Below are 23,733 nucleotides of genomic sequence, written 5' to 3'. Positions count from 1 at the left end.
ATACGCGTAGCCTTATGCTATGAATTTCCCTGTCTGATCACGGTCCAGCGCTGTTTTGTTCACCACATAAGTACGGGCCATCAGATCATGCAGCGCCCGCTTACGCGGGGTAAATACGATGAATAGGCAATCCAACACCACAACCCAGCCAATAAAAGCATTCAAATCCGCCGCAAGCGGACTCCAGTTCACGAGACTGCTTGGGATGGAGGACAACGCCTCGGTATTCAGACCCACAATCACTGCCAGGAAGCTGTTAACAATAATAAAGCTATCCCTAATCAAAGCCTGCTTGAGCACCGGATATCTTCCATTCTCATCAACGATTCTTGCCCTCAAAAGCAGCCTGCCCGGCGTGCCTCCGTATTGGACAACCATAAATACATTGAACGCCATAAGCAGTACAAACTGTACAAAAAGCGGGAACGCTGACCCTGCCGATTCTGCAAGAGAAACGGAAATCCGCTCCAGCAAGTAGGTTGGAAAAACAAGAATCAGGAAATCGATGAAATTAATCAGTACTCTTTTCCAAAAGCCTACAAAATCGTATAAATTAAGTTCTTCCTCGATCCATGGCTCCATACTTTCACCCCTCCAGCGCACTCTTCCCCTCCACAACCCTGCCCACATGCTGCAAAATCTCAAGATTCTGCTGCACGATGATCCGCTTAGCCTGATACTCCTCAGTTAATGCCATGATTGCAGGAATACTCTCCCTCCTGAAGCTGCGGTTCCATTCCAGCAGCATGATCCGGAGATACTTGAACGACTGCTTATAATTTCCCTGCTCCAGCCCCAGCCTGGTCTTCATGAACCTGCGGATGACCCGGGCATCCTGTACATAAGCCTTAGGCTGAATCAGGAAAATCAGATCCGCTTGCCGGAAGCTTTCTGTTCCCCACTGATAATGTACTCCCTCAATAATCCACGACTCCGCCTCCATAGCTTCCGCGAGCTTGGCATCCCGTACCTCCGGGGCGTTCTTGGTATTGTCCCTGCGATCCCAGACAAAATTATCCGTTTCATAGCACGGAATTCCGTAACTTTGAGCTAATTTCCGGGCGATATATGTCTTCCCGCTCCCGCAGCCGCCTATAATCCGTACTCTAATCTTCAGTCCCTCCCCTGGAAGATCAAGAATATAACAAATCTCTCTCATATTACTATTCTCTATGTATCCTGTCACTCTACTCCACCCGGTTAAACATTGAAGCCAGCCCATCAATAATCGATTGGCTGGCTTCTGGGGCCGCAGTGTATGGCGGCATCTTGGTTGGATAATCCTTGGCTGGTGCAGCAGTATCCTGCTGCTTTACAGCTTCACTGCTCCCTCTTTAGCGTTCCAGGTGAACGGCAGGCCGAACAGCGGCGTTAAGCTGCCCAGCGGAATGTACAGGCGGCCGTCTACACTTTTAGAGGCTAGCATCTCCACTGTTTTGCCGTTCACTTTGGCTTTCGTGCTAAGCGGCTTGTGAACTGCTGTATTCTTGCCTATTGTGATGATAAGCGCTCCGGTTCCCGCCTCCTGCATCAGGCTTCCGCCCAGCAGCTTCACGGATTCACTCAGTGGAATATACACCCGCGAATCCTCCAGCAGGAAGGAATTCTTCACTTGCAGCTTTTCCCCGCCCTTGACAAAAGCTCCCGCAATCATTGTAGATCCCAGACGGTAGCCGTTCTTCTCGGCAATGGCCGCCATCTCAAGCCCGGAGGTTGTAATGATGACCCGGGTGTTCTTCGCAATCTTCGGATACAGCCAGTGAATATCGTCATTGTGCATGCGGATGCATCCGGCGCTGACATATTTACCGATAGAAGATTCATTGTTGTTGCCGTGAATGGCGTAGGTCGTGCCGTAAGTATCATTTACTTCCAGCCCCAGCCAGCGGTCCCCCAGCGGATTGGCCGGATCGCCTCCGGGAATCTTCTCCTTGTAGTAGGGTCTATTCTTGATTTTGACCACCATCTTGAAGCTGCCTTCAGGCGTCAGGCTTTTCGTTTTGCCGGTAGCGACCGGAAAAATCTTCACCAGCTTGCCCTCGCTGTAATAGGCGAGTTTGTTCGTTTTTTTGTTCACAATGATCAGATCTGAGGAAGACGATGCCGCTTGCGCAGATCCTGTGAAGCATGCGGTCAAAAGCATTACAAACACCAGTGTTAGTGCGATGCTTTTAGGAAAATAGGTTTGAAACCGGCTTGCCTGTTCACGCTGACTCATAGTTGCCCCACCTCCGGGTTATGGATGATTCTGGATTGCCTTTTCTAATAGACGTTCATTTGCCGCAATAGTTGCAGAGCAGCCTGTACCTATTCTTATCAACTCGTCCCGCCCGGAGTGACGCAACGTTTGCAATATTGTAACCGTTCTAGGCAGTAGCGCCTTCCTTGCACACCGAAGCATGAATATTCGCCAGTCCCATCAGAGATAATAAGCCCGCATGACCATAACACCCATCTCAAGGAGGCCAATTAAAGTGAATATCAACTCATCTGCACAGATCCGGGAATGCGAGCAAATCGTTCAGCAGCTGATGGCACAGACCCAGCAGGGAACGCAGAATTACCAGCAGCTTCTTCAGCAGGAGCAGCAGGATGCCGCCAAGCTCCAGGAGCTTAGCCAGCATAACAGCAAGGCCATTCAGATGATCCAGCAGGCGCTGCAGGGCCATCAGACCGCGATGCAGCAGCTGCAGCAGATCTCGCAGTCGGTCAGATCAATGGAGCAGTACCCGCAGACTTCCGGCTTCAATACCCATACAAGCATTCCAAGCTTCAATTCCGGGAACCAGATGGGACTCATGCATTCTATGGGACAGAACCAGCCAATGGGTCAGAGCCACAATACAGGAATGGGGGGGTATAACGCCGGAATCAACCACCAGCCGATGCATACGCCAATGCAGACACCTATGTCCGCTGGCTCCTCCTATAACGCTCCAATGAACCAGGGACGAAGCTTCCAGTAAGAGCGTATATTGGTAAAAAGGGTTCTCTCAGACCGCAGCAGCGGAAGCTGAGAGAACCCTTTTGGCGTACCCGGCGTTGACGGTCCGAGCTTCGTGTTCGTCTAGACTACCAGCCTGCCGGTCTTCTCCGCCAGTCCAACCGTCGCTTCCACCCCGGAGTTGAATTCCAGATAATCGCTCTCCACTCCATCGCTGAAGATCACGCCGTCCTCCGGCATCTGCGAGGTGATGCGCAGCGGCAGACTGCTGCTGATTCTCCCGAATACCAGCTCCGCTGAAGTCGTCCGGCTTGGAAAAGGCTCCCGCACGGTGAAATACAGCTCAGGATGGTTCCAGGCCAGCCCGCTGCCCGTGCTGACTGCGGCAATCTCCGCAGACACCCGGGCTGTCCGTTCAGCCTCTGCATGCTGCATTTGTGCGGCACGGCTGACGATTCCTGCGGCTCCGGCAAGCACACTCTTGAGCCAGCCCGTGGAGCCCAGGCCCGTCGAGACAATGATGCCGCTGGAGGACTGCTGCTCCAGCTGCCCGTTCAGCTCCAGCTGATACCGGGCTGAGACATGGGTCCGGCGGCCGATGAACAGATCGTTCACCCCGTACAGGCTCTGGCCGTCATTCAGCTCCACCTTGGCAAGGGTAACCTCACGGACCTGGCGCTGGGCGCGCAGCACCTCACTCACCACTTGCCGCACCTCCTTGACCCTGAAGGGCAGCAGCACGCCATCCCAGCGCAGCGGATCAGGATTCACCCCGATCAGCGGCTGCTCCTGAAGGTATTTCAGCGTGTTGGCGACCAGACCGTCCTGGCCCAGAACCACTACGGTATCCTCAGCCCCGAAGATGAAGTTCGGCACATGCTGCCGCTCCAGCACCTGGAGCCGGCCTATGGCGCTAAGCTCGGTCACTGCGGTCTCCACCGCTTTGCGGTATTGGAAATCCTCGCTTAAGTAGTCGCTGAAATCGGCACCCAGCCGTTCAATATAGAACTGGGCCTGCTGGATCGTATTGTAGCGGACCACCAGCTCCTCCAGGCGTGTCTTCCGCTTGATCAGTATAATTTTGTTCTCCGATCCCCGGCTGCTCATCGTTCATTGCCTCCCTTTGCCGCATTGTTCCCTCCGCCATACGAACCGGCCATGATTCCCTGGAGCAGATCCGGCGTAATGTTAAGCTGGCCGATCTTCCCGGCATTCTCCGCCAGCTCCTGGAAGGCGATGGCAATCAGCTTATCCGGGTTCATGCCGACATTCGTCAGCGCCTGCAGGACGTTAGGCGATACATTTTGCAGCGAATTCATTACCGCCGTCAGCTCGTAAGCCTTGGCATCCGCTTCGGCTCTCTTATTCGCTATGGCCAGCTCAATCAGCGCCTGCTTCTTCTCTTCCAGCTCCGTATCAAAAATCAGCTGCTCTTCCTTCATCTCATTCTGCTTCTGCTTCGCCGAACGGTCAGAGTCAAGCAGCGCCTCACGCATCTGCCGCTTCTTCGTCTGAACGGCAATCTCCGTATTCAGCTCATTCTCTTTCACCCGCCGCTCCTGTTCAATCGAAGCGTTACGCCGCTCATAGAGCGCGTTATCTGCATTACGGAGCATCTCCTCCCTGGCCTGCGCTTCCAAGGCCCGCAGCGTCTCCTTATTCGGTACAATCGCCAGAATGGACAAGCCCATCAGCTCTATGCCCAGCTTCTCAATCTCCGCACTCTGGCCGATTTCATGGGTAATCATCTTGGCCAGACGTTCACTCGACTGGATCGCCTCCTTCAGCGGGAGCTGCCCGAGCTGCTTCTTGGTCAGGACCTTGGCGATATTAATTACCCGCTGAGCCAGCTTGTGCGGATCGTCGGAGAGATAGGTGTTCTTTTTGAGATTATAGGTGTAGTTGAGGATCTGGGTGGTCTTGCGGTAATCGGCAATCCGGTAGGTCAGCTGTCCCTGGACGGTTACCGTCTGATAGTCCGCCGTAATTTCTTCGAACATGAATGGAACATCTATCGAGGAGACAGGCACCACAACCACCGAAGTCGTCGGCGCATAATAATGAAAAGAAAGCCCGACCCCTTCACGCACCACCTTGCCATTCTTCACCTTAAGCACATAATCACTGGGCTGAAATTTCACGAACCGGAATCCGAACATGGTCATTACCTCCTAGGGTTTATTGTGAGTCACTTGGGTTACTGAGCAGAATTCAGATCTCAGAATCAGAAGATAGTTATTTACTTATTGTTATTATTAATTTGTTATTAACAACATCATAGCAGGCCTTACTGATATTATCAATATGTTATTAACAAAATAAACAAAAAAAATGCCGCCCTGAAGATGGCAGCATCTGTATTCAATTCTATCCGTACCTTCAGGATTGTTCTTCCTGTCTAGGGCTTGAGAAGCGTACGGATGGCTGCGAGCCGCTCCGGGTCTACCGGCTTCAGCGGGTCGCCGTCCTCCCGGACTGCCGAACCAAAATGCACCCGGCGGACACCGGTCCGCGTAACGAAGTCCTTCAGGTCTGCGGCATTCAGGCCGCTGCCTGCCAGGATGGAGAGCGAAGAACCGGCAGACAGCCGTTCCAGTACAGCAAGTCTTACCATACCGCCAGGCGTATTGGCAGCAGCAGTCCCGCCGGAGGTCAGAATATCGGTAATCTGCGGATACCGCTTAAGAACCTCAAGAGCTTCAAGCTGGTCCTGCACCTCATCGAACGCACGGTGGAAGGTAACCTCCATCCCCGCCGTCTGCTCCAATAGCCGGCTCAGCAGTTCTTCATCTATCGTCCGGTCCTCCCGGAGCATCCCCATCACCACGGACAGCCCGCCTACCCCGGCTATATGGCGGATATCGCGCAGCATGGTCTCCACATCGGGTGCATCGTACACGAAGGAGCGTGCATGCGGCCTTACCATCACTCTTACCGGAATGCTAACCTGCTCCCGGACCGCTTCAATCAGGCCCAGACTGGGCGTTAATCCGCCCTCCCGGATGCCAGTGACCAGTTCAATCCGGTCAGCACCATAACGCTCCGCTATGACCGCATCATTTACTGTAGTTGCTATAACCTCTAACAGCATAAATTGCTACACTCCCCTTCATGGTCGTATTCCTTGTAAACCGCTTTACTTTAGTATAATGATAAACCTAGTAAATAACAGGGAGATTCCTGACTATGTCAGTACTGGACCAGAGACCAGGATTTTTCCCGCCTTTTGGAGAGTGTGTTCTCGGGATGAAGCCTCTATACTGAAGAAGTTGAAATTTGGAAATCCGGAATGGAGCGCCCTGAATGATAAGACAAAGTATACACGCGTGGAAACTACTAATGCTCTCCCTGCCCAAAGGAATCATTGCTTTCGTCATTGCTGTTACAGGTCTGAGTGCGAGCCTGCCTCTGATTATTGTGTGGGTGGGGCTGCCACTGCTGGCCCTGACCTTGGCCTGGTGCCGCAGCATGATGTCCAATGAACACAAAACCGTTGAAGCCTGGTCCAGCGGCAACAGCCGACGGGGAACCGGGAAGCCCGCTGTTATAGCGGATCATGCCCCCGCCTTCCGCTGGGAAGGACTGCGGACATTAGGACACCAGCTCCGTGACAGGGAGTCGTACCGGGGAATCCTGTACAGCCTCCTCCAGCTGCCCGCAGGGATTCTGGGCTTCACGCTTGCGCTGGTCCTGCCTGCGGTGGCCTTCAGCGCTCTTCTGTCACCTGTGGCTCAGCGAATCAGCTCATCGGTATTCTCCTATGATCTGAATATGCTGGACCCCGAGGTCTTCTTCTTCCTGTCCGGCACAACCTCAGATGAACGCTCATGGATTCTATGCGGAACCGGATTTGTACTGCTGCTGCTTCTGCCGCTGCTGCTTGTGGGTCTTGGGCGTCTGTACGCGGCCTGGATCAGCGCAGTCTCAGGAACCTCTGTGAATTCCTGCAGTACCCCGTTTGAAGTCATACATACCTGATCTCTTCCTGCATATCTATTAATAGTTCACTTGCCAAAGCTTACGAAGCGGGTTGTGCCCGAAGTGTTTGCAGGAAGGGCAGCCCGCACAACCTTGTGAGGAGGCGGTTCAGTGCTCATGATCCTGGTGTATCTGTTTGCTGTGCTTGGCGTGTCTCTCCTGCTGTTGGCTGCGGTTCTTCAGTACAGACTCTCCCGTCCCAGGGCTGCGGGACACAGCGGGGCTACCCATGCCCTGTCCGCCTTCAGCCTGAAATTCCCCCAGCGGTTCATTACTCCGGACGAATCCCATCTGATTGCCCTGGACGAAGAAGGCCAGGCGCTCGCCATCGGGCTGCTGCATCCGGGGAAGCCGGAGCCGACGACAGCCACCCTGTATACGTTCGATACCATCGTTGGAGCAGAGATTGTCGAGAATGCCCTGACGTTCAGCAAGGTCAGCAAGACCAGCCGGATTACCACCAGTGCACCGAGAATACGGGCAGGTGCCGCCGCAAGCTATGACTTCACAGAGCCTGTCCAGGGCGGCAGTCCTGCCGAAGAGATCCGCGAGCTGACGCTCAGAATCTATTTTAGCAGCGGAGATACGCCTGTGGTATCCATTCCTTTTCTCCCGCCGCGCCTGCCGGCCCGCAAAACAGATCTGCAATATTCCGCAGCCTTGCTGGAGGCGCAGCAGGTACATGAGAGAATACGCGACATCGTCTCTGCATAAGGCAAGCCTCAGCCTGCAGAATTCGCAATTACCGGACAACCGCTGTAAAATCCTCCAGAGCCCGCCCCTGTCTCAGCTTATCCATAATTGTAAGCAGGAAGCTCTCCGCGAGGCTGCCTGCTAATATGGCGTCCGCAGCTTCATCCAGTGTGAACCAGGCTGCGTGGTCCAGCTCGTCGCTCATGGCACTCAGGTCCTCCGTGTCAGCCACACTGATGTAATTGAGCATTAATGTATTAGACGGGGCGAAATACTGGCTGCGCATATATTCATAAGCAATCACCTCAAGCCCCGCTTCTTCCTTCACTTCACGGATCAGGGCCGCTTCGGCATTCTCTCCCTTATTCACGTACCCGGCGAGCAGAATGTAATCCTTGCGCTTATACTGCTGGATAAGCAGGATTCTATCGAGTCCCCGGTTCATTACGGCTGTACTCATCGCTGTGCTGAACACAGGGAATCTGAAGACGGCGCAGGCTTCACAGTAGGGCACCTCTCCTTCTCCGTTGCATTCCTTCATAACCAAAGGCTTTCCGCATTCCAGACAAAACTTCAAGCTATATCGCTTCTTTCTGTAGGTAGTATAGTTGTTGTCTATTCAAGAAACCCGTCCTTTATAGAGCAGGGGACAGGGTTTCTTGATGTGATGTGGAATATACTATAAGGGGCCCGGACACTACGGGCTGCATTACATCATAGAGATGGAGGGAACTACCCGATATGAACATCATTAATTTCGCGCATCGCGGCGCATCCGCAGCCGCCCCGGAGAACACAATGGCGGCCTTCCGCAAGGGTCTGGAGCTTGGTGCAACCGGCATTGAGACCGACGTACAAATGACCAGTGACGGAGCAGTAGTAGTCATCCATGATGAGAGTCTTAACCGCACCACTTCAGGCAGCGGTTATGTGAAGGATAAGACGCTTCGTGAGATGCTGGAGGTGGACGCAGGCTCCTGGTTCAGCCCTGAGTTCGCTGGAGAACGGATTCCGACACTGGACGAGCTGCTGGATCTGCTGCAGGGCCGGGAGACGATTCTGAATATAGAGCTGAAGAACGGGACCTTCCTCTATCCCGGCATGGAAGAGAAGGTAATCGCCGCTGTCCGGGAGCAGGGGATGAGTGAGCGGGTGGTAATCTCCAGCTTCAATCATTATTCCCTGGCCTACTGCAAGTCGCTGGCACCGGAGATCCGTACGGGTATTCTCTACGGCGAGGGACTGTACCGTCCTTGGAATTACGCGGCTACCTTGCAGGCGGATGCGCTCCATGCCCATCATTCCTCAGTGCTGCCGGAGTTCGTGAATGCCGCTGCGGAGAAAGGCATTGCCTATCATCCGTGGACGGTTAATGATCCCGAGCGGATGCAGGCATTAATCGATGCTGAGGTAGCAGGGATCATTACCGATCATCCGGATGTTCTGGCCGGGCTTTTGGCTGCCAGAGGCGTCTGACTTATGTAACACGGCTGCGCTGTCCATAGGATGGCGCAGGCTACTTATACACCTTATTGTGCTCTTGAGCTGCTGACCAGCTTCACGGAAGGAATACGGCCCTCCTGCTTGTATACGGCACAACGTCCGCTTCCCAGTTGCTTGGCACTGTACATAGCCGAATCCGCCTCCTGAAGCAGTTGCTTCGGATCGATCCGGCCCTGGCTTATCGTGATCCCGACACTCGCGGACACGAATAATTCATGGCTCTCCAGCTTATAGGTACGGGTGATGCGCTCCAGAACCTTAAGGGCAAGCTGTTCCGCCTCCTTGCGGCTGTAGCGTTTGGCGATAATGACAAATTCATCTCCGCCCACCCGAAAAATATGCCGCTTACCCTTGCAGGTGAATTGCTGCAGGCTGGTTCCAACGGCCTCCAGTAACAGATCCCCTGTATGATGGCCGAGGGTATCATTAATCGATTTGAACCGGTTCAGGTCCAGATATAATACCGCAAGCTGCTCGCTTACTTTGCAATGATCCCAGAAATGATCCATTCCGTTCTTATTCAGCAGGCCGGTCAGCGTATCCCGGTATGCCAATTCCTTAAGCTGCTCACGCTCCCCAAGGATCATGCGCATCCGCAGGAACAGATACAGAATACCGGCAAGTGTCAGCATGTACAGGAACAAAGAGATCAACAGGCTTTTGCCTTCTGTAGTAAAGCCGGTTAAGGCTCTTCTGCCCAGCAGATGCATGCAACCAAGCCCGGCACTAATTACCAGTACCACAAGGCTCGAGCGGACCGCCCGGGTTCTTTGCGGTTGTCTGGCGAAATCCCTTGTCAGTCTAAGCGTGCTATATACGGTCAGTACTCCTATAAGTATGGATAGAATCGTCAGCATATAATTGCGGGCCTCTTCCACTAGTCTTATGCCCTCCTTCAACCTATCAATGAATTTATGAATTTATCGCTTTCAAGCGCTACTGTACAGGAATAGACTGAACAAATTCTGAACAACGCCGGCAGGAGATGCTGGACATAAATCTCCCCCCCCACCGGATAGCACTAAGCCTATTATCGGCAGGACCGGCGCTTTATTGTAATGAAATGCTCTGAAAATATCCACGTCTATCCGTCCATATGCTCCGCGCTGTTGTACAATTCACAGCTCCAGCTATCATTCTCTTTGACCAGGCAGGTGATAGAGGTGTTCTTCAGCAGCACACTTACATCCAGGGAGGGCACAAGTCCAGCCAGCGTACTCCGTAGAATAGCTCCGTGGCTGACTACCAGCACATTGCTGCCGGGATGGCGCGCAGCAAGCTCTTCAATCGCCCGCACGCCACGCTCACGGGCCATCTCCTGACTCTCCAGCTTCAGATCCATCGTCTTCCACTGGCTGCCGAAGCGCTCGATCCGCTCGTGCTCTGTGGTTCCTTCAATTAATCCGCCGTTCATCTCCCGGATGTCCGGAAGCAGACCGGCCAGCGGGATACCCAATCTCCCGGCGATGGTCTCCGCCGTCTGTCTGGCCCGCAGCAAATCGCTTGAATAGATATAATCCCACGCTTCACCGCTTAGCCGCTCCGCAAGCACGCCAGCCTGCCGGAAGCCTTCCTCGTCCAGAGGATTATCCGTGTGGCCCTGGACCCGCCCCTCTTGATTCCAGCGTGTGCTGCCGTGCCGGATTAAGCCTATTCTTGTCATGATCGCTACCACCCTTATATGCAGATATTCTAATGTGATCCCATTATAAACCAACCCGCTGCTGGATGCATGCTCCATTGACGGTAACGGGAGACGATTATATGATGGTAGCTCAAGTGCTGCATTCTGGGGTCTGTTCCAGAATCATCCTAACCTGCAGATTAACCTGCTATAATCCAAAGGAGATTTTGTGTATCATGAAAAAACTGCTCACCCTCTTTACCGCCTTCTGTCTGCTGGCCGTCCTTCTTCCAGCCATGCAATCCGGTGCCGCTGCGGCACCGCAGCCCAAGCTTGCCGTATATGTGGACAAGGAGAATCATTCCTTCATCCCGCTCCGCTTCCTGAACGGCTTCGCCGGCATCCAATCTGTGCTCACCGCTTCCGGCGGCCAGATCCAGCTGTCACGCGGTGAGAATTCCATTACCTTCACTCCAGGCAAGCCCGGGGCTTCCGTCAACGGCAAGCCCGTTACCGTAAGTGTGCGGCCTTTCAGTGAGAACGGGACCACCTACGTCCCCTTGTCTCTTGTAAGCCAGACACTCGGCATACAGCTCCAGTGGAATAAGGAGGCCGGATCGCTTACGCTGACAAGCGGAGCGGATACAGGAACCGCAGAGACAGCCACCCTGCCTGTACAGAACGGCAGCCTGATCAAGAGCGGCTCGCCTGCTGTAATCAGCGGACATCATACCTACAAGGTCGGCGGACGCTCCTTCAGCGTCCAGACGGTCACGGTATCCCTGCTGCATCCTTCGGTGAAGCTAGATGCCGTTCTGGCCGGCAATACCGTCGGCAAGACCGAAGCTCTTGCCAGCATCGCCAAGCGCAGCAATGCCGTTGCTGCGATCAACGGCACGTTCTTCGATGCCTATACTGACGGCGCCTTCAAGGCTCCTTACGGCTACATCATCAGCGGCGGCAAGATGCTGAAGAACAGCTCTGGAGACAAACGGGCGGTCTTCGCTTACGACCGCAATATGCTCGCTGAGCTCATTCCGGGCAGTGAATTCAAGGCACGCTTCGATTCCAGTTCCATTCTCGGCGCGCTTCAGGCAGGACCACGGCTGCTGGTTAACGGGAAGGTCGCGCTGAATGTGGCGGGGGAAGGCTTCCGGGACCCCAAAATCCTGACCGGCGGAGGCTCCCGCAGCGCGCTGGGCATCACCCGCGATCATAAGCTGATTCTGCTGACCTCCGGCGGGGCAACGATTCCCCAGCTGGCGGAAATTATGAAGCAGGCCGGAGCCTACCAGGCGATGAACCTCGATGGCGGCGCCTCCAGCGGCCTATATTACAACGGCAAGTACCTGACGACTCCGGGACGCCTGATCAGCAACGCTCTGGTTGTTCAGACTAAATAATATACCCAGCTTAGAGTGTAAATCTAAAGTGTTTATGAAACTGCCCTTATGGAATGCTGCGAAGCTGCCATTCCTGAGGGGCGGTTTCTTTTTTGATTCCAGTTGCTGTTATACGCGTTCAGTTCAATCTGCAATCAGGCAGAATAAGGAATAGGTCTCTGGGGGATAATACGCCAACACATCCAGATTCCAGCAGAAAGGGGTGCCCAGGATGCCTCAACAACCGAAGAAGAGCCGTAAGACTACCCAAGATCCTGTAGATACCTTCGTGCCTGCACCGCTTCCGCTGAAGCTCTCCCTTGAGGATAATTTGCATGAATTGAGCCATCGGATCGGCAGCAGCTCGGATATTGTCATCCGCCATTATAAGAGCGAAGCTGAGCCTCCGCTTTCCCTTGCCTTCATCTATATTGACGGTCTGGTCAACGCCGATACCGTCAACCAGGCGGTCCTCCAGTCCTTGATGGGGAACAGCACGCTGAACGGAGATGGGATGACCACAGAGGCTGCCTTTAATCTAATAAAGGAGTATATCCTGCCGGTTGGGGGAGTTAAGGAGGCCCGGACTCTGGAGGTGCTGCTGCCCCTGCTGTTTGACGGCTATACCCTGATACTGTTCGAGGGTCTTCAGGTCGCACTGGCCGCCGACACCTCCGGCTGGGAGAAAAGAAGCATTAATGAGCCAACCTCCCAGGGAGTTATCCGCGGACCGAAGGAAGGCTTCACCGAGAGCCTGCGCACCGGAACCTCCATGCTGCGCCGCCGCTTGAAAACCGCCGATCTGCGGATTGAGGAATATACCATCGGCCAGCGTACCGGGACCGGAATTGCTCTTGTCTATCTGAAGGGCCTCGCCAGTGAACAGGTGCTGGCCGAAATCCGCCGCCGGCTGAACGCCATCAATACCGATGCCATTCTGGAGAGCAATTATATTGAAGAATTCATTCAAGACGGCGGCCTGACGCCCTTTCCCACCATTCAGAATACCGAACGTCCCGACGCTATGGCCGGAGGCATTCTGGAAGGCCAGGTCGGGATTATCATTGACGGCACTCCCTTTGCGCTGCTGGCCCCGTCCACCTTCTTCAACTTTTTTCAATCCAGCGAGGATTATTACCAGCGGTATGATATTTCCTCCTTCCTGCGGCTGATCCGCTATGGTGCATTCTTCGTCTCTATGCTGCTGCCTGCACTTTATATTGCCGTTACTACCTTTCACCAGGAGATGCTGCCGACCACCCTGCTTATAAGTCTGGCTGCCCAACGGGAAGGCGTTCCGCTCCCCGCATTTGCTGAGGCGCTGCTGATGGAGCTGACCTTCGACGTCCTGCGTGAAGCGGGGGTACGTATGCCGCGGACCATCGGGCCGGCCATTTCCATCGTCGGTGCGCTGGTGCTGGGGCAGGCTGCCGTTCAAGCCGGGCTGGTCTCGGCGGCGATGGTCATTGTAGTTTCTTTTACCGCCATCTCGAACTTCGTGATTCCGTCACTGGCCATCGCCAACTCCATCCGGCTGATCCGCTTCGTGATGATGTTCATCGCTGCCTCGCTCGGCCTGTTCGGCATTATGTCCTTCCTGATGGTGCTGCTGATTCATATGGCGGGTCTGCGCTCCTTCGGCGTGCCCTATCTGTCTCCGGTTGCGCCCATGATTCCACGTTATCTGAAGGACATCTTCATCCGTGTTCCGCTGTGGAGCATGAATATGCGTCCCAAGACCAATTTGGGCAAGGAGACCCGCAGACAAGCCCCTAACCAGAAGCCGCAGCCCGTTGAAAATGCAGCTAATCCATCACCGGCACAGCCTAAGCCGCAGGGAGAGGGTCCAGCATGAATGGAAAAATCGGCACCACCCAAGCCGCCATGCTTGTCGTCAATACCATCCTGCCGACGGCCACTGTCGTGCTGCCTATCATTATCAGTACCTATGCAGAGCAGGACGCTCCACTGGCAATTATCATGTCTACCGCAGCGGGGCTGCTCATTGCATGGATCGTCGGGGCGGTGATTCAGAACAGTAACGGCGCTCCTTTTCTGGAGTGGGTGGGGGAGAAAAGCTCCCCGGTGGTTGCAGTCATCCTGGGTCTGCTGATGCTCCAGTTCTACCTGGACACCACCGCAACCATTCTGCGGGAGTTCGTCAATTTCGTTAAAGACAATGTTCTGATTAACACCCCGGTCACGGTGCTGGTCATACTCATTCTCTTCATCACTATCTATATGGTCAGGCAGGGCCTTGAAGCGATTGCCAGAGTGAACAGTCTGGTGATTCTGCTGTATCTGTTCTTCGTACCGCTGTATCTGTTCGGGCTCTATAATGATCTGAATGTGCATCATCTGCTGCCCATGTTCGATCATAATCTGGCTGAGATCACCCTGGCGAGCCTGACACCAACTGCATGGATGTCTGAAGTGGCGGTGCTGCTGTTCCTGGCCCCTTACCTGCAATATCCGCAGCGGGCCAAGATTATCGGCTGGACAGGCCTGCTGTTCGTGTCCGCACTGATGATGTTCTCCCTGATCACAGCCCTGATGGTCTTCGGCCCGGAATTCATTAAGCTGAGCAGCTACCCTGGCTTCGCTACCATCAGCATCCTCCGGATCGGCCGGTTCATAGAGAAGCTCGATATTCTCTTCATCTCATATTGGGTGCTGTCAATCTATCTCAAATTCGCCATCTTCCTGTTCGTGACGGTGGAATGCTTCAAGCAGACCTTCCGGGTCAGCAGCAGCCGGCCCTTCATCGGCGCACTGGGTCTGATCATTGCTCTGGAGTGCCTGTTCTCCTGGAAAAGCTCCGCTAAGCTGAATGTCTATAACGAGGAAGGGCGGTTCGTGGTCTTCTTCCTGTTCAACGTTCTGGTACCGCTGGGCGCAGTCTTGCTGAACAGATTGCACAAGGCCCGGTCTAAACGGAAGGGGCTGGAGACATGATGAACAAACCTGGCAAGCTGCTGCGCCTTCTGCTCATTCTACCGCTTCTCTCCCTCCTGCTCTCCGGCTGCTGGGATGACCGGGAGCTTAACGAGCTGGGTATTACCTCCGGTTCCGCCTATGACTGGGAGAACAATCAATGGAAGGCGACCTATCAGGTCATTAACCCCTCCTCAGGGGCCAGCGGGATGGGCGGCAGCGGAGGGGGCAGCACCAGCTCGCCGCCCTTCCTCACGTTCACCGTCAAGGGCCGGACGATTATGGAGGCCATTGAACGGACGAATCTGACCAGTACGCGGGAGATGTTCTTCTCCCACTCCAGAATTACCGTCATCGGCGAGAGCCTGGCCAGACACGGAATCAATCAGCTGATTGATATGTTCCTGCGCAAGCAGGATGCCCGGGAGACGGTCTTTGTCTTCATTTCCCAGGGCGATGCCGGAATGATTCTGGATCAGCTGATGCAGATGACCAAGAATCAGGGCGCCGGCATCCAGCTCATGATTGAACAGGAATCAAGACTCTTGTCCTACTATCCGGGAACCCGCCTGTATGAACTGGCGATGGCGCTGGCCTCTGAGTCCAAAAGCGCGGTGTTGCCGGAGATTCTGCTGACCGGCTCCCAGACGATGGATGAGACCAGTGAGACCGCAGTTACCGACCTGCCCTCGCGGCTGGCGCTGGGAAGGCTGGGCGTCATTAAAGGAGATACGTTCGCGGGCTGGCTCAGCCAGAAGCAGGCATTCGGACTTTCTTTTCTGACCGATAATGTTGATTCTGCCACCATCGCCTTCCCCTCCCGGCCGGCAGCAAGCGACAAGCTCGACGCATCCTTCGTCCTGCAGAATTCGGCCACCACCATACGCCCTGTCTGGGCCAAGGATCATTATGTGATGGAGGTTAACGTGAAGGGCAGCGGTGTGCTGACGGAGCTTGGCAGCATCATGGATCTGAACGACCGCAAGGCGATCAGTGAGATGGAGGAATCTCTGGAGCAGCGGGTGCTGGAGCTAATGAATAACGCCTGGACAGAGGTCAAGCGGCTGAAGGCAGACGTCACCGGTTTTGCTGTGAGAGTACACCGGAGCGATCCGAAGCGCTGGAAGCAGATTGAGCAGGAGAAGAGCTGGGACAGCGTCTTTCAGGAGATCGAGCTCCGCCCGCAGGTCTCCATTGAGATGGAACGGACCGGACTCAGCAACAAATCGTTCAAGTCTGTCCAGCAGAAGTAAAGGAGCATATCTATGAAAATAGCTATTACTCTTCTACTGTATGTGCTGGCCTACGGGTGGGGATGGAGAATGCTGCGCGGAGAAGGGCACCGCCGGCGGCGGCTCTTACTTGGCTGCATTATGGCGTACGGGGCTTATCTTAATATATGCGGTATTACCGATACTCCTCATCTGTCACTGGGCCTCCTGTATACGGCGCTCTTTCAGCCTGTGGGCAGAGCCATTATCTATTGGTTAGGAGGCTGAGAACCTTATGGTGAACAACAAACAGGTCAAAGAACAGGTCTCTTCCCTGCAGATTGCGTTCATGATTATGCTCTTTGAAATCGGCAGCACGCCGCTGTTCCTGCTGGGGGGCACCGCCAAGCAGGATTCCTGGCTGGCGATGTGTGCAGGTTCAGCGGCGGGCTTCGCCCTTCTCCTTGTGCTGATGTGGATTCAGCACCGGTCTCCGGGCGCGGACCTGATTGGAATGCTCAAAGCTCATTTCGGCACAGCTCCCGGGGCGTTCATCGGCGCGGTGTACAGCTTGTACTTCGCTTATCAGTCCATGCGCAATGTCCGCGATCTCGGCGAGCTGACGGCGATGACCATGCTGCCGAGAACCCCGATGGCCATTACGATGCTGGTGTTCGTGCTGCTGGCCTTATATGCCATTTGGAAGGGGGCGGAGGTCGTCTTCAGGCTGCCTGAGGTGCTGCTTCCAGTCATGCTGTTCTTCTATTTTCTGCTTGTTCTGATGCTGGCCATCATGGGAGTGATCGATTTCAGCCGTCTGGCGCCGGTGATGGAGGGCGGGTTGATGCCGGTGCTGCAAGCGGCGCTGCCGGAGATCGTCTCGTTTCCCTTCGGGCAGATGATTGTGTTTCTGATGCTATGGACGTTATGGGAGAAGCCCGGTATGCCTGTAAAATACACAGTGAACGCCTACCTGATCATCAGCGCGTTCCTGATCTTCATGAATGCGCTGAATGTGGCCGTTCTCGGCCCGGCGATTGCGGGAGTGAGCCAGCTGCCTTTTCTCAAAACCGTCCGGGTGCTGTCCAATCTCAAATTCGTCGAACGGCTTGATATTCTCGTCACCATCCAGCTCTTCCTGGGGCTGCTGATCAAGATGATGCTCTTCTACTTCTGTTCCGTAAAAGCTCTTGCAGAGCTGACCGGCAAACCGGCCAAATGGTGGGTCTTCCCTGTGGGGGCCGTCATCTATGGTTCCTCATTCCTCGAACGGGATTACACCCAGCATATCGCCATCGGCCTCGGGCCAAGCCTTAAGCTTGACCCGGTATTCCAGGTCGCCATTCCGCTGCTGCTGGCCCTGTCGATCTGGGTGCGGGGCCGGTTACAGCGTTCAGCTTGAAGCAGATTGCTCCGGCTGTTGCTGCTGGTCAAACTTCAGATTCTGCGGCCCGGACGGAAGGTTCACTGCACCTGTAGAGCCATCCGTTACGGGTACATCCTTGCCTACTTCCTCGAATTCACATTCGCCCAGCCATACCTGTCCGGTTCCGCTCAGCAGGATTCCGATATTGATCACGTCGGCTTCGGACGGAATATCCATTACGCAGGCATAGTGGTTCCATTCCGTGGTACCCTGTATGCTCCGGTTCTGCATGTTATCAAAAGCCAGCATATTCTGCTGATGATCATCCACTCTCATCCACAGGCCGCTCCAGCCGGTGACATCCTCCGTTCTTACGAACCCGGAGAAGCGCATCCGCTTCCCCCGATACTCTCTTGCCTGAAACTGCTGCATTAAGGTTCCAAAACCATTGTCGTCCTGCGCAGCCTCTTCATTCGAATGAAGATGCATAGAGGGACTTGTCTTATAGCAGACGCGGGGATCGATCTCTACCTTATAGTTGTCCGGGTGAGTACCTGTTATATACCAGCCTGTAATCTCTGACATTGTAAATACCTCTCTTTCCTGAATCAATAGTCTCACCTGCGATCTGTACTGCGCAGGCGGCAAATCATAGATTTCCTTGAAAGCTCTTGTAAAAGCCTCCTGGCTCTCAAAGCCGTACTGCAGCGCAATCTCAAGAATACGCGTCTCGGAGTACAGCAGGAGATTGGCGGCTTGGCTGAGACGGCGGGCCCGGATATATTCATGGACATTTTTGTTCACATATTTCCGGAAAACCCGGTGAAAATGATATTTGGACAACCCTGCTGCCTTAGCCACCTTCTCCAAATCCAAATCCTCTTCCAAATGCTGCTCAATAAATTCGATGCTCTTGTGAATCAATTGGTAGTGCATTACTCTCACCCCCTCCACAACTCAAAGTATATATTAGGTACCGGAAACACTTTTGATAAATCTTGCTCTATTTATCTTTCCCTAGGGAAACATTATTGTTGCAAGGACAAATTTATTTACGTATACTAATCTTGTGGCAGGATGCAATATTTTGTTCCCTGCACAATATACTATACAAATGCATATTTCATACTTAAGGATAACTATAACTATTCATTCATTATTCATACGAAAGTGGGAGTGCTTATGGCCGGAGCCGTAATTCCATTGTCTGAAGCTACGAACGGCAGCACGCTGCGGATCAGCGGCATCGAGGTCCAGGGTGTGCTGCGGAGAAGATTGCTTGATCTCGGATTTGTCACCGGGAACCGTGTAGAAGTGCTGCGGCGCAGCCCGCTCGGCGACCCTACGGCTTACCGGATTAGCAATACGACCATTGCCCTGCGGCGGGAAGAGAGTTCCCTCATTTACGGCGAACTGATTGGAGGCGGAGAAGGATGAGCGAGTATACTGTAGCTTTTGCCGGCAACCCCAATACAGGCAAGAGCACGCTGTTCAACCTGTTGACCGGGATGCGCCAGCACACCGGCAACTGGGCCGGCAAAACGGTAGTCACCGCTGAAGGGCGGTTCACCCACAAGGAGCATACCTACCGGGCCGTTGACCTTCCCGGCACCTATTCGCTCTACTCCAATTCCGCCGATGAAGAGGCGGCCCGGGACTATATTATTTTTGAAGAGCCGGATGTAACGCTGGTGGTTCTGGATGCCACATCACTGGAGCGCAACCTCAATCTGGCCCTGCAGGTACTGGAGATTACGGGACGCGCGGTGGTCTGCATCAACCTGATCGATGAAGCCAAGCGGCTGGGCATTGATATTAATCTGAAGCGGATGGCGGAGCGCCTCGGTGTGCCTGTCACGGCCATTTCGGCCCGCAACGGGACCGGTATTGAAGCGCTGCTGGATCAGATCGCACGCGTAGCTACCGGTGAGTTCAGGGCAGAACCGCTGAAGATTACCTATGGCGAAGAGATCGAGCAAGGCATTGCCGAACTGATCCCCATGGTGGAGCAGACAGTCGGTGCCAGATATCCGGCACGCTGGATTGCCCTGCGCCTGCTGGACGGTGACCACAGCCTGCTGGCTTCCCTCAAAGCCCATATGGGACGCAAGGGTATATCTGTAGCGAAGGAGGTAGCCCGCCATGGAGTCACCGCATGCCATTAACGGCCAGGACCCGCTTGATTCCCTGCTCGCAACCGCGAAGAAGCTGGCAGACAAAGGCGCGGTTCGCGACGAGATCGTCAGCGGAATCTACGGCGTATCGGCCGGAATCTGCAGCGATGCCGTTACTTATCACGATAAGAAGAAGCTAGGCAGCACCTACAAGCTGGATAATATCGTCACTTCGAAGATCTGGGGCTTCCCTATTATGCTCGCCGGCCTTGGTCTGGTATTTTGGATTACCATAGCCGGCGCCAACTATCCTTCCGGCTGGATTGCTTCCCTCTTCAGCTGGATTGAAGGCTATCTGACCGCCGGCTTCGAGGCTGTTCATGCCCCCGCCTGGCTGCACGGCGTCCTTGTGCTGGGACTGTACCGCGGCACCTCATGGGTCATCAGCGTCATGCTGCCGCCTATGATGATTTTCTTCCCGGTGTTCGCGCTGCTGGAGAACTTCGGCTATCTGCCCCGGGTGGCTTTTAATATGGACCGCTTGTTCAAGAAATCCGGTGGGCATGGCAAGCAGGCCCTGACGATGTCGATGGGCTTCGGCTGCAACGCTGCCGCTATTCTGTCCACCCGCATTATTGAATCGCCCCGCGAACGGATGCTGGCCATTCTGACCAACAACTTCGTCCCGTGCAACGGCCGCTGGCCTACGCTTATCCTGCTCTCCTCCATGTTCATGGTCGGCGCGGCCACCACCGGGGCACTGCGTACCTTCTCCACTGCGCTGGTGCTGATGGGGATCGTGCTGGTCGGAATTGTTGTCACCCTGAGCGTATCGTGGATCATGTCCAAAACCGCGCTGCGCGGTGTGCCTACCCACTACACCCTAGAGCTGCCGCCTTACCGCCGCCCGCAGATCTGGAAGACCATTGTCCGCTCCTCCAAGGAAAAGTCCCTCAATGTGCTGACCCGCGCCATCGTCGTGGCCGCTCCGGCAGGGATCATCACCTGGATTCTCGGCAATGTATTTGTCGGCGGCGAGAGCGTGCTGAATCATATGGCGGCCTGGTTCGATCCGTTCGCGCAGCTGCTCGGCATGGACGGCTTCATTATTATGGCCTTCATCCTCGGCCTGCCCGCTAACGAGATTGTACTGCCTATCCTGCTGATGGGCTACATGTCCTCCGGGGCCATGGTCGATATCGAAGGTCTCGGCAGCATTAAGGACATCTTCCTGAGCCACGGCTGGACCTGGCTGACGGCGCTGAATATGATGCTGTTCTCCCTGCTCCACTATCCTTGCGGCACCACACTCGTGAACATCTACAAGGAGACCAAAAGCCTGAAATGGGCTGTGCTCTCCGCTGTAATCCCGCTCGCAATCGCTATCGGCGTAACCTTCGCAGTGGCTTCGGCGGCCCGGCTGTTCGGCTGGGTGTAAATCATGCAGAGCACTATTCCCCCGGACGGGCGGATAGTGCTTTTTTGCGCTCTGGGGCGCATCCTTCGCGGCAACCCCACCGTGCCACCGCCGCGCCAAATGTGGTCGGTTTTCCGATTACATTGGGACCACACACCACCGCTGCGCCAAATGTGATCGGTTTTCCGATTACATTCGGATCACGCGCCCACCTCCACTCCAAATGTGATCGGTTTTTAGATTACATTCGGACCACATGCCGCTGCCACGCCAAATGTGATCGGTTTTCCGATTACATTTGACCCGTACACCCCCGTGGTTACAGGAGTTAACGGGCAAATAGGGACACTTGTTTCTCTGTTATTTGACTCTCCCTCACCCTACATGTTAGGGTGATTTGGAAGGTACTATTTTCCGGGAGGGATTGTTCATGACAGCAGTGAAGCTCAGTATTGATTATGATGCATTTGAGGAAGGCAAACGGATGGAGACGGAGATTGAACGCTTAAGCAGCAGCCCAGAAGCGGCTACCCTGACCAGCCTGACGATTGGCGACTGGGGACAAGCTTATGAGCAGAGTTCGGAGCTTGTCGTCGAGGCTCTGGTGAAGCATAAAGCAAACTTCCCGGCACTCCGTAAGCTGTTCATCGGGGACATGAGCTATGAGGAATGTGAAATTTCGTGGATTAACCAGACCGATCTCTCACCGCTGCTGCCCGCTTATCCTGAGCTGCAATCCCTGACTGCACAAGGCGGTACCGGTCTGCGTCTGAGCCAGCTGCAGCACGACAAGCTCGAAGAGCTGATTATCATTACAGGCGGACTTGGCAAGGATGTGCTGGCGGATATCGCCGCTTCCACTCTGCCTAACCTGCAGAAGCTCGAACTCTACCTTGGGGTGGACAATTACGGCTTCGACGGCGGGCTGGAGGACCTCCTGCCGCTGATCGAGCCTGGGAAATTCCCTAAGCTAACCTATCTTGGACTCAAAAACAGTGAGATCCAGGACGAAATTGCCGTAGCCCTGGCGGATGCGCCGATTCTGGACCAGCTCCATACCCTGGATATGTCACTGGGAACGCTTAGCGACACCGGCGCAGAAGCGCTGCTCGCCAGCGAGCGGGTCAAGGGACTGAAGCTGCTCAACCTGAGCCATCACTTCATGTCTGACGAGATGATGCTGCGTCTGAAGAACAGCGGATTGCCAGTTGATGTCAGCGACCAGCAGCAAGCCGATGACGATGATGACTGGCGTTATCCGTCGATCACAGAATAATGCAGCCCGCAGCACCGCTGATTGTCTTCTGCCAGCCCGGCGACAGGCGCTCGGCCGGCATTCAGCAGGCGCGTTCGCGTCTCGGGATGCCCCCGGCGCTGCTGATTCCCTACGCCGGGCTGCTGGAGAACCAGCCGCTGGCTGATCTGCTGGAGCAGGCTGTGGACGGAACGCAGGCGCAGCGCCTGCGGCCCGATTCTCCAGGAGGCAGCTTCAGCGCGCACTCCGCGCTGGAGCCCGCCGCCGCAGCATGCCCCCCGCTGCTGCGGCTCGAGTCCCCCGGCGGCAGCTTCGCGCTGGAGCGGGCGCTTATCGCGCTGGGCGCACCGGATGCGCCGGACGCGGACGACTCGCTGCACCCGTTCGGACAGCAGCCGGACCTGCGGCCGCTAAGCTTCAAAGCGGCCTCCGCCCTGAAGGATCTGCCCGGCGTGCTGCATCACCCGTCCCAGTGGTTCCGCGGCTACTGCCGCCTGCTGGCGCGGCTCCGGCAGGAGGCTGGGCAGCTCCTGCCCGCCTCCCGCTGGACCAACGACCCGGCAGAGATCGCAGCCATGACGGACAAGCGCCGGACCCAGCAGATTCTGGCTGAGTCCGGCGTGTCTGTTCCCCGGCCGCTCCGCGGCAGCGGCGGACAAGTCCCCGTGGACTACGCCTCCCTGCGCGAGCTGATGCTGTCGCAGCGGATGCACCGCGTATTCATCAAGCTGGCCAGCGGCTCCGCCGCTTCCGGCGTGATTGCTTATCAGCTGAACCCGGCCACTGGAGCTGAGTCAGCGGTCACTACCATCGGGGTCGAGAGCTATATCACCCGGCCCCCGGTGTATTATAATTCCGGCAAGCTGCAGCGCTATACAGATTCTGCCCGCCTTGCCGGCATCATTAACTGGCTCTACCGCCACGGCGCCTATGCCGAGCAGTGGATTCCAAAGCCCGGCAGGGACGGGCATTCCTTCGACATCCGCCAGCTGGTTGTCGCTGGAGAAGCCTGCCACGCTGTCGCCAGGGTCAGCACCACACCGATTACGAATCTGCATCTGCGCAGCCGGCGGATGACCCCGGCGGAAGCCGGGCTGACCGAAGCGCAGCAAGCGGAGGTACGCCGGACAGCGGAGGCTTCGCTGGCCGCTTTTCCGAACTGTTCCGTCGCGGGCATCGATGTGCTGGTTGGAAGCACCGGGCAGACGTATACGGCGGATGTGAATCCTTTTGGCGACTTGTTGTACGATGTTGAATACCAAGGCTGCAGCACCTACGAATGGGAAATGAAGCAGCTGTCTTAGGAGGAATC

Annotated in this window: 25 protein-coding genes; 15 read left to right on the top strand and 10 right to left on the bottom strand. The window is 55.2% G+C overall.

Annotated features, from left to right (window positions below; translation table 11 throughout):
* Nucleotides 1-12: 12 nt before the first annotated feature.
* From NST04_RS28225 to NST04_RS28215, 3 genes are all read right to left on the bottom strand, one after another.
* Nucleotides 13-582 (bottom strand): RDD family protein, encoded by a 570-nt coding sequence (locus NST04_RS28225; RefSeq protein WP_341187219.1) that lies wholly within the window; start codon nucleotides 580-582, stop codon nucleotides 13-15.
* 4 nt (nucleotides 583-586) lie between these two features.
* Nucleotides 587-1,159: a hypothetical protein gene (locus NST04_RS28220; protein ID WP_341187218.1), complete on the bottom strand. Its 573-nt coding sequence runs from the start codon at nucleotides 1,157-1,159 to the stop codon at nucleotides 587-589.
* A 153-nt stretch (nucleotides 1,160-1,312) separates the two neighbouring features.
* The gene (locus NST04_RS28215; RefSeq protein ID WP_341187217.1) at nucleotides 1,313-2,218 is read right to left on the bottom strand and encodes a L,D-transpeptidase family protein; all 906 of its coding nucleotides are present in this window, start codon (nucleotides 2,216-2,218) and stop codon (nucleotides 1,313-1,315) included.
* 256 nt (nucleotides 2,219-2,474) lie between these two features.
* On the opposite strand from NST04_RS28215, the gene NST04_RS28210 reads away from it, so the two are divergent.
* Complete coding sequence (locus tag NST04_RS28210) at nucleotides 2,475-2,966, top strand: hypothetical protein (RefSeq protein WP_341187216.1); 492 nt, start codon at nucleotides 2,475-2,477, stop codon at nucleotides 2,964-2,966.
* 101 nt (nucleotides 2,967-3,067) lie between these two features.
* Here NST04_RS28210 and NST04_RS28205 read toward each other — a convergent pair whose 3' ends face one another.
* The 3 genes from NST04_RS28205 to NST04_RS28195 all read right to left on the bottom strand — a co-directional run bounded on the left by NST04_RS28205 (nucleotide 3,068) and on the right by NST04_RS28195 (nucleotide 6,035).
* Entirely contained in the window at nucleotides 3,068-4,051 is a 984-nt protein-coding gene (locus NST04_RS28205; protein ID WP_341187215.1) for a sugar kinase, read from the bottom strand.
* Nucleotides 4,048-5,103: an SPFH domain-containing protein gene (locus NST04_RS28200; RefSeq protein ID WP_341187214.1), complete on the bottom strand. Its 1,056-nt coding sequence runs from the start codon at nucleotides 5,101-5,103 to the stop codon at nucleotides 4,048-4,050. The genes NST04_RS28205 and NST04_RS28200 overlap by 4 nt, the downstream gene beginning before the upstream one ends.
* Before the next feature lie 239 nt (nucleotides 5,104-5,342).
* Nucleotides 5,343-6,035 (bottom strand): copper homeostasis protein CutC, encoded by a 693-nt coding sequence (locus NST04_RS28195; protein ID WP_341187213.1) that lies wholly within the window; start codon nucleotides 6,033-6,035, stop codon nucleotides 5,343-5,345.
* 212 nt (nucleotides 6,036-6,247) lie between these two features.
* Here NST04_RS28195 and NST04_RS28190 point away from each other — a divergent pair, with 212 nt between their 5' ends.
* Nucleotides 6,248-6,922, top strand: coding sequence for a sensor domain-containing protein (locus tag NST04_RS28190; protein WP_341187212.1), 675 nt, complete (start codon nucleotides 6,248-6,250; stop codon nucleotides 6,920-6,922).
* A gap of 111 nt (nucleotides 6,923-7,033) precedes the next feature.
* Entirely contained in the window at nucleotides 7,034-7,636 is a 603-nt protein-coding gene (locus NST04_RS28185) for a hypothetical protein (protein WP_341187211.1), read from the top strand.
* A gap of 28 nt (nucleotides 7,637-7,664) precedes the next feature.
* Here the strand turns inward: NST04_RS28185 and NST04_RS28180 are convergent, their stop codons facing one another.
* On the bottom strand, nucleotides 7,665-8,156 hold the full coding sequence (locus NST04_RS28180) for an NAD(+) diphosphatase (protein ID WP_341187210.1): 492 nt from the start codon (nucleotides 8,154-8,156) through the stop codon (nucleotides 7,665-7,667).
* Between the two features lie 200 nt (nucleotides 8,157-8,356).
* On the opposite strand from NST04_RS28180, the gene NST04_RS28175 reads away from it, so the two are divergent.
* On the top strand, nucleotides 8,357-9,091 hold the full coding sequence (locus NST04_RS28175; RefSeq protein ID WP_341187209.1) for a glycerophosphodiester phosphodiesterase: 735 nt from the start codon (nucleotides 8,357-8,359) through the stop codon (nucleotides 9,089-9,091).
* A 53-nt stretch (nucleotides 9,092-9,144) separates the two neighbouring features.
* Here NST04_RS28175 and NST04_RS28170 read toward each other — a convergent pair whose 3' ends face one another.
* Both NST04_RS28170 and NST04_RS28165 read right to left on the bottom strand, forming a co-directional pair.
* Nucleotides 9,145-9,996: a GGDEF domain-containing protein gene (locus NST04_RS28170; protein WP_341187208.1), complete on the bottom strand. Its 852-nt coding sequence runs from the start codon at nucleotides 9,994-9,996 to the stop codon at nucleotides 9,145-9,147.
* Nucleotides 9,997-10,202: 206 nt separating this feature from the next.
* Nucleotides 10,203-10,781 (bottom strand): histidine phosphatase family protein, encoded by a 579-nt coding sequence (locus NST04_RS28165; protein WP_341187207.1) that lies wholly within the window; start codon nucleotides 10,779-10,781, stop codon nucleotides 10,203-10,205.
* Between the two features lie 197 nt (nucleotides 10,782-10,978).
* Between NST04_RS28165 and NST04_RS28160 the strand changes: the two genes are divergently transcribed.
* From NST04_RS28160 to NST04_RS28135, 6 genes are all read left to right on the top strand, one after another.
* Entirely contained in the window at nucleotides 10,979-12,145 is a 1,167-nt protein-coding gene (locus tag NST04_RS28160) for a phosphodiester glycosidase family protein (protein ID WP_445667962.1), read from the top strand.
* Between the two features lie 211 nt (nucleotides 12,146-12,356).
* Nucleotides 12,357-13,979, top strand: coding sequence for a spore germination protein (locus NST04_RS28155; RefSeq protein ID WP_341187206.1), 1,623 nt, complete (start codon nucleotides 12,357-12,359; stop codon nucleotides 13,977-13,979).
* A complete protein-coding gene (locus NST04_RS28150; protein ID WP_341187205.1) occupies nucleotides 13,976-15,079 on the top strand; it encodes a GerAB/ArcD/ProY family transporter in 1,104 nt (367 codons plus the stop codon). Before NST04_RS28155 ends, NST04_RS28150 begins: the two co-directional genes overlap by 4 nt.
* The gene (locus NST04_RS28145; protein WP_341187204.1) at nucleotides 15,076-16,311 is read left to right on the top strand and encodes a Ger(x)C family spore germination protein; all 1,236 of its coding nucleotides are present in this window, start codon (nucleotides 15,076-15,078) and stop codon (nucleotides 16,309-16,311) included. Before NST04_RS28150 ends, NST04_RS28145 begins: the two co-directional genes overlap by 4 nt.
* A gap of 12 nt (nucleotides 16,312-16,323) precedes the next feature.
* Nucleotides 16,324-16,557 (top strand): hypothetical protein, encoded by a 234-nt coding sequence (locus NST04_RS28140; RefSeq protein WP_341187203.1) that lies wholly within the window; start codon nucleotides 16,324-16,326, stop codon nucleotides 16,555-16,557.
* A gap of 7 nt (nucleotides 16,558-16,564) precedes the next feature.
* Complete coding sequence (locus NST04_RS28135; protein ID WP_341187202.1) at nucleotides 16,565-17,671, top strand: GerAB/ArcD/ProY family transporter; 1,107 nt, start codon at nucleotides 16,565-16,567, stop codon at nucleotides 17,669-17,671.
* Here NST04_RS28135 and NST04_RS28130 read toward each other — a convergent pair.
* Nucleotides 17,663-18,571, bottom strand: a complete 909-nt coding sequence (locus tag NST04_RS28130; protein WP_341187201.1) for a helix-turn-helix transcriptional regulator — start codon at nucleotides 18,569-18,571, stop codon at nucleotides 17,663-17,665. The genes NST04_RS28135 and NST04_RS28130 overlap by 9 nt on opposite strands.
* A gap of 246 nt (nucleotides 18,572-18,817) precedes the next feature.
* Here NST04_RS28130 and NST04_RS28125 point away from each other — a divergent pair, with 246 nt between their 5' ends.
* From NST04_RS28125 to NST04_RS28105, 5 genes are all read left to right on the top strand, one after another.
* Complete coding sequence (locus tag NST04_RS28125; protein WP_341187200.1) at nucleotides 18,818-19,072, top strand: FeoA family protein; 255 nt, start codon at nucleotides 18,818-18,820, stop codon at nucleotides 19,070-19,072.
* Nucleotides 19,069-19,800 (top strand): FeoB small GTPase domain-containing protein, encoded by a 732-nt coding sequence (locus NST04_RS28120; RefSeq protein WP_341187199.1) that lies wholly within the window; start codon nucleotides 19,069-19,071, stop codon nucleotides 19,798-19,800. Before NST04_RS28125 ends, NST04_RS28120 begins: the two co-directional genes overlap by 4 nt.
* Nucleotides 19,778-21,187, top strand: a complete 1,410-nt coding sequence (locus tag NST04_RS28115) for a nucleoside recognition domain-containing protein (protein ID WP_340756448.1) — start codon at nucleotides 19,778-19,780, stop codon at nucleotides 21,185-21,187. The genes NST04_RS28120 and NST04_RS28115 overlap by 23 nt, the downstream gene beginning before the upstream one ends.
* A 409-nt stretch (nucleotides 21,188-21,596) precedes the next feature.
* Nucleotides 21,597-22,442, top strand: coding sequence for an STM4015 family protein (locus tag NST04_RS28110; RefSeq protein WP_341187198.1), 846 nt, complete (start codon nucleotides 21,597-21,599; stop codon nucleotides 22,440-22,442).
* Nucleotides 22,442-23,725 carry an STM4014 family protein gene (locus tag NST04_RS28105; protein WP_341187197.1) on the top strand — a complete coding sequence of 428 codons (1,284 nt, stop codon included), beginning with the start codon at nucleotides 22,442-22,444 and terminating at the stop codon, nucleotides 23,723-23,725. The genes NST04_RS28110 and NST04_RS28105 overlap by 1 nt, the downstream gene beginning before the upstream one ends.
* Nucleotides 23,726-23,733: the final 8 nt, after the last annotated feature.

Source organism: Paenibacillus sp. FSL H7-0756, assembly GCF_038006765.1.
In the GTDB taxonomy this organism is placed as follows: Bacteria; Bacillota; Bacilli; order Paenibacillales; family Paenibacillaceae; genus Paenibacillus_AQ.
This window is presented reverse-complemented; position numbering and strand designations above follow the sequence as displayed.

What these genes read in the sequence shown, in the direction of transcription:
- NST04_RS28125 (WP_341187200.1), top strand. Translation starts at nt 18,818, where the DNA reads ATGGCCGGAGCCGTAATTCCATTGTCTGAAGCTACGAACGGCAGCACG.
- NST04_RS28140 (WP_341187203.1), top strand. Translation starts at nt 16,324, where the DNA reads ATGAAAATAGCTATTACTCTTCTACTGTATGTGCTGGCCTACGGGTGG.
- NST04_RS28135 (WP_341187202.1), top strand. Translation starts at nt 16,565, where the DNA reads ATGGTGAACAACAAACAGGTCAAAGAACAGGTCTCTTCCCTGCAGATT.
- NST04_RS28205 (WP_341187215.1), bottom strand. Translation starts at nt 4,051, where the DNA reads ATGAGCAGCCGGGGATCGGAGAACAAAATTATACTGATCAAGCGGAAG.
- NST04_RS28160 (WP_445667962.1), top strand. Translation starts at nt 10,979, where the DNA reads ATGAAAAAACTGCTCACCCTCTTTACCGCCTTCTGTCTGCTGGCCGTC.
- NST04_RS28115 (WP_340756448.1), top strand. Translation starts at nt 19,778, where the DNA reads ATGGAGTCACCGCATGCCATTAACGGCCAGGACCCGCTTGATTCCCTG.
- NST04_RS28110 (WP_341187198.1), top strand. Translation starts at nt 21,597, where the DNA reads ATGACAGCAGTGAAGCTCAGTATTGATTATGATGCATTTGAGGAAGGC.
- NST04_RS28155 (WP_341187206.1), top strand. Translation starts at nt 12,357, where the DNA reads ATGCCTCAACAACCGAAGAAGAGCCGTAAGACTACCCAAGATCCTGTA.
- NST04_RS28190 (WP_341187212.1), top strand. Translation starts at nt 6,248, where the DNA reads ATGATAAGACAAAGTATACACGCGTGGAAACTACTAATGCTCTCCCTG.
- NST04_RS28220 (WP_341187218.1), bottom strand. Translation starts at nt 1,159, where the DNA reads ATGAGAGAGATTTGTTATATTCTTGATCTTCCAGGGGAGGGACTGAAG.
- NST04_RS28165 (WP_341187207.1), bottom strand. Translation starts at nt 10,781, where the DNA reads ATGACAAGAATAGGCTTAATCCGGCACGGCAGCACACGCTGGAATCAA.
- NST04_RS28150 (WP_341187205.1), top strand. Translation starts at nt 13,976, where the DNA reads ATGAATGGAAAAATCGGCACCACCCAAGCCGCCATGCTTGTCGTCAAT.
- NST04_RS28215 (WP_341187217.1), bottom strand. Translation starts at nt 2,218, where the DNA reads ATGAGTCAGCGTGAACAGGCAAGCCGGTTTCAAACCTATTTTCCTAAA.
- NST04_RS28145 (WP_341187204.1), top strand. Translation starts at nt 15,076, where the DNA reads ATGATGAACAAACCTGGCAAGCTGCTGCGCCTTCTGCTCATTCTACCG.
- NST04_RS28120 (WP_341187199.1), top strand. Translation starts at nt 19,069, where the DNA reads ATGAGCGAGTATACTGTAGCTTTTGCCGGCAACCCCAATACAGGCAAG.
- NST04_RS28105 (WP_341187197.1), top strand. Translation starts at nt 22,442, where the DNA reads ATGCAGCCCGCAGCACCGCTGATTGTCTTCTGCCAGCCCGGCGACAGG.
- NST04_RS28180 (WP_341187210.1), bottom strand. Translation starts at nt 8,156, where the DNA reads ATGAAGGAATGCAACGGAGAAGGAGAGGTGCCCTACTGTGAAGCCTGC.
- NST04_RS28195 (WP_341187213.1), bottom strand. Translation starts at nt 6,035, where the DNA reads ATGCTGTTAGAGGTTATAGCAACTACAGTAAATGATGCGGTCATAGCG.
- NST04_RS28225 (WP_341187219.1), bottom strand. Translation starts at nt 582, where the DNA reads ATGGAGCCATGGATCGAGGAAGAACTTAATTTATACGATTTTGTAGGC.
- NST04_RS28200 (WP_341187214.1), bottom strand. Translation starts at nt 5,103, where the DNA reads ATGTTCGGATTCCGGTTCGTGAAATTTCAGCCCAGTGATTATGTGCTT.
- NST04_RS28130 (WP_341187201.1), bottom strand. Translation starts at nt 18,571, where the DNA reads ATGCACTACCAATTGATTCACAAGAGCATCGAATTTATTGAGCAGCAT.
- NST04_RS28175 (WP_341187209.1), top strand. Translation starts at nt 8,357, where the DNA reads ATGAACATCATTAATTTCGCGCATCGCGGCGCATCCGCAGCCGCCCCG.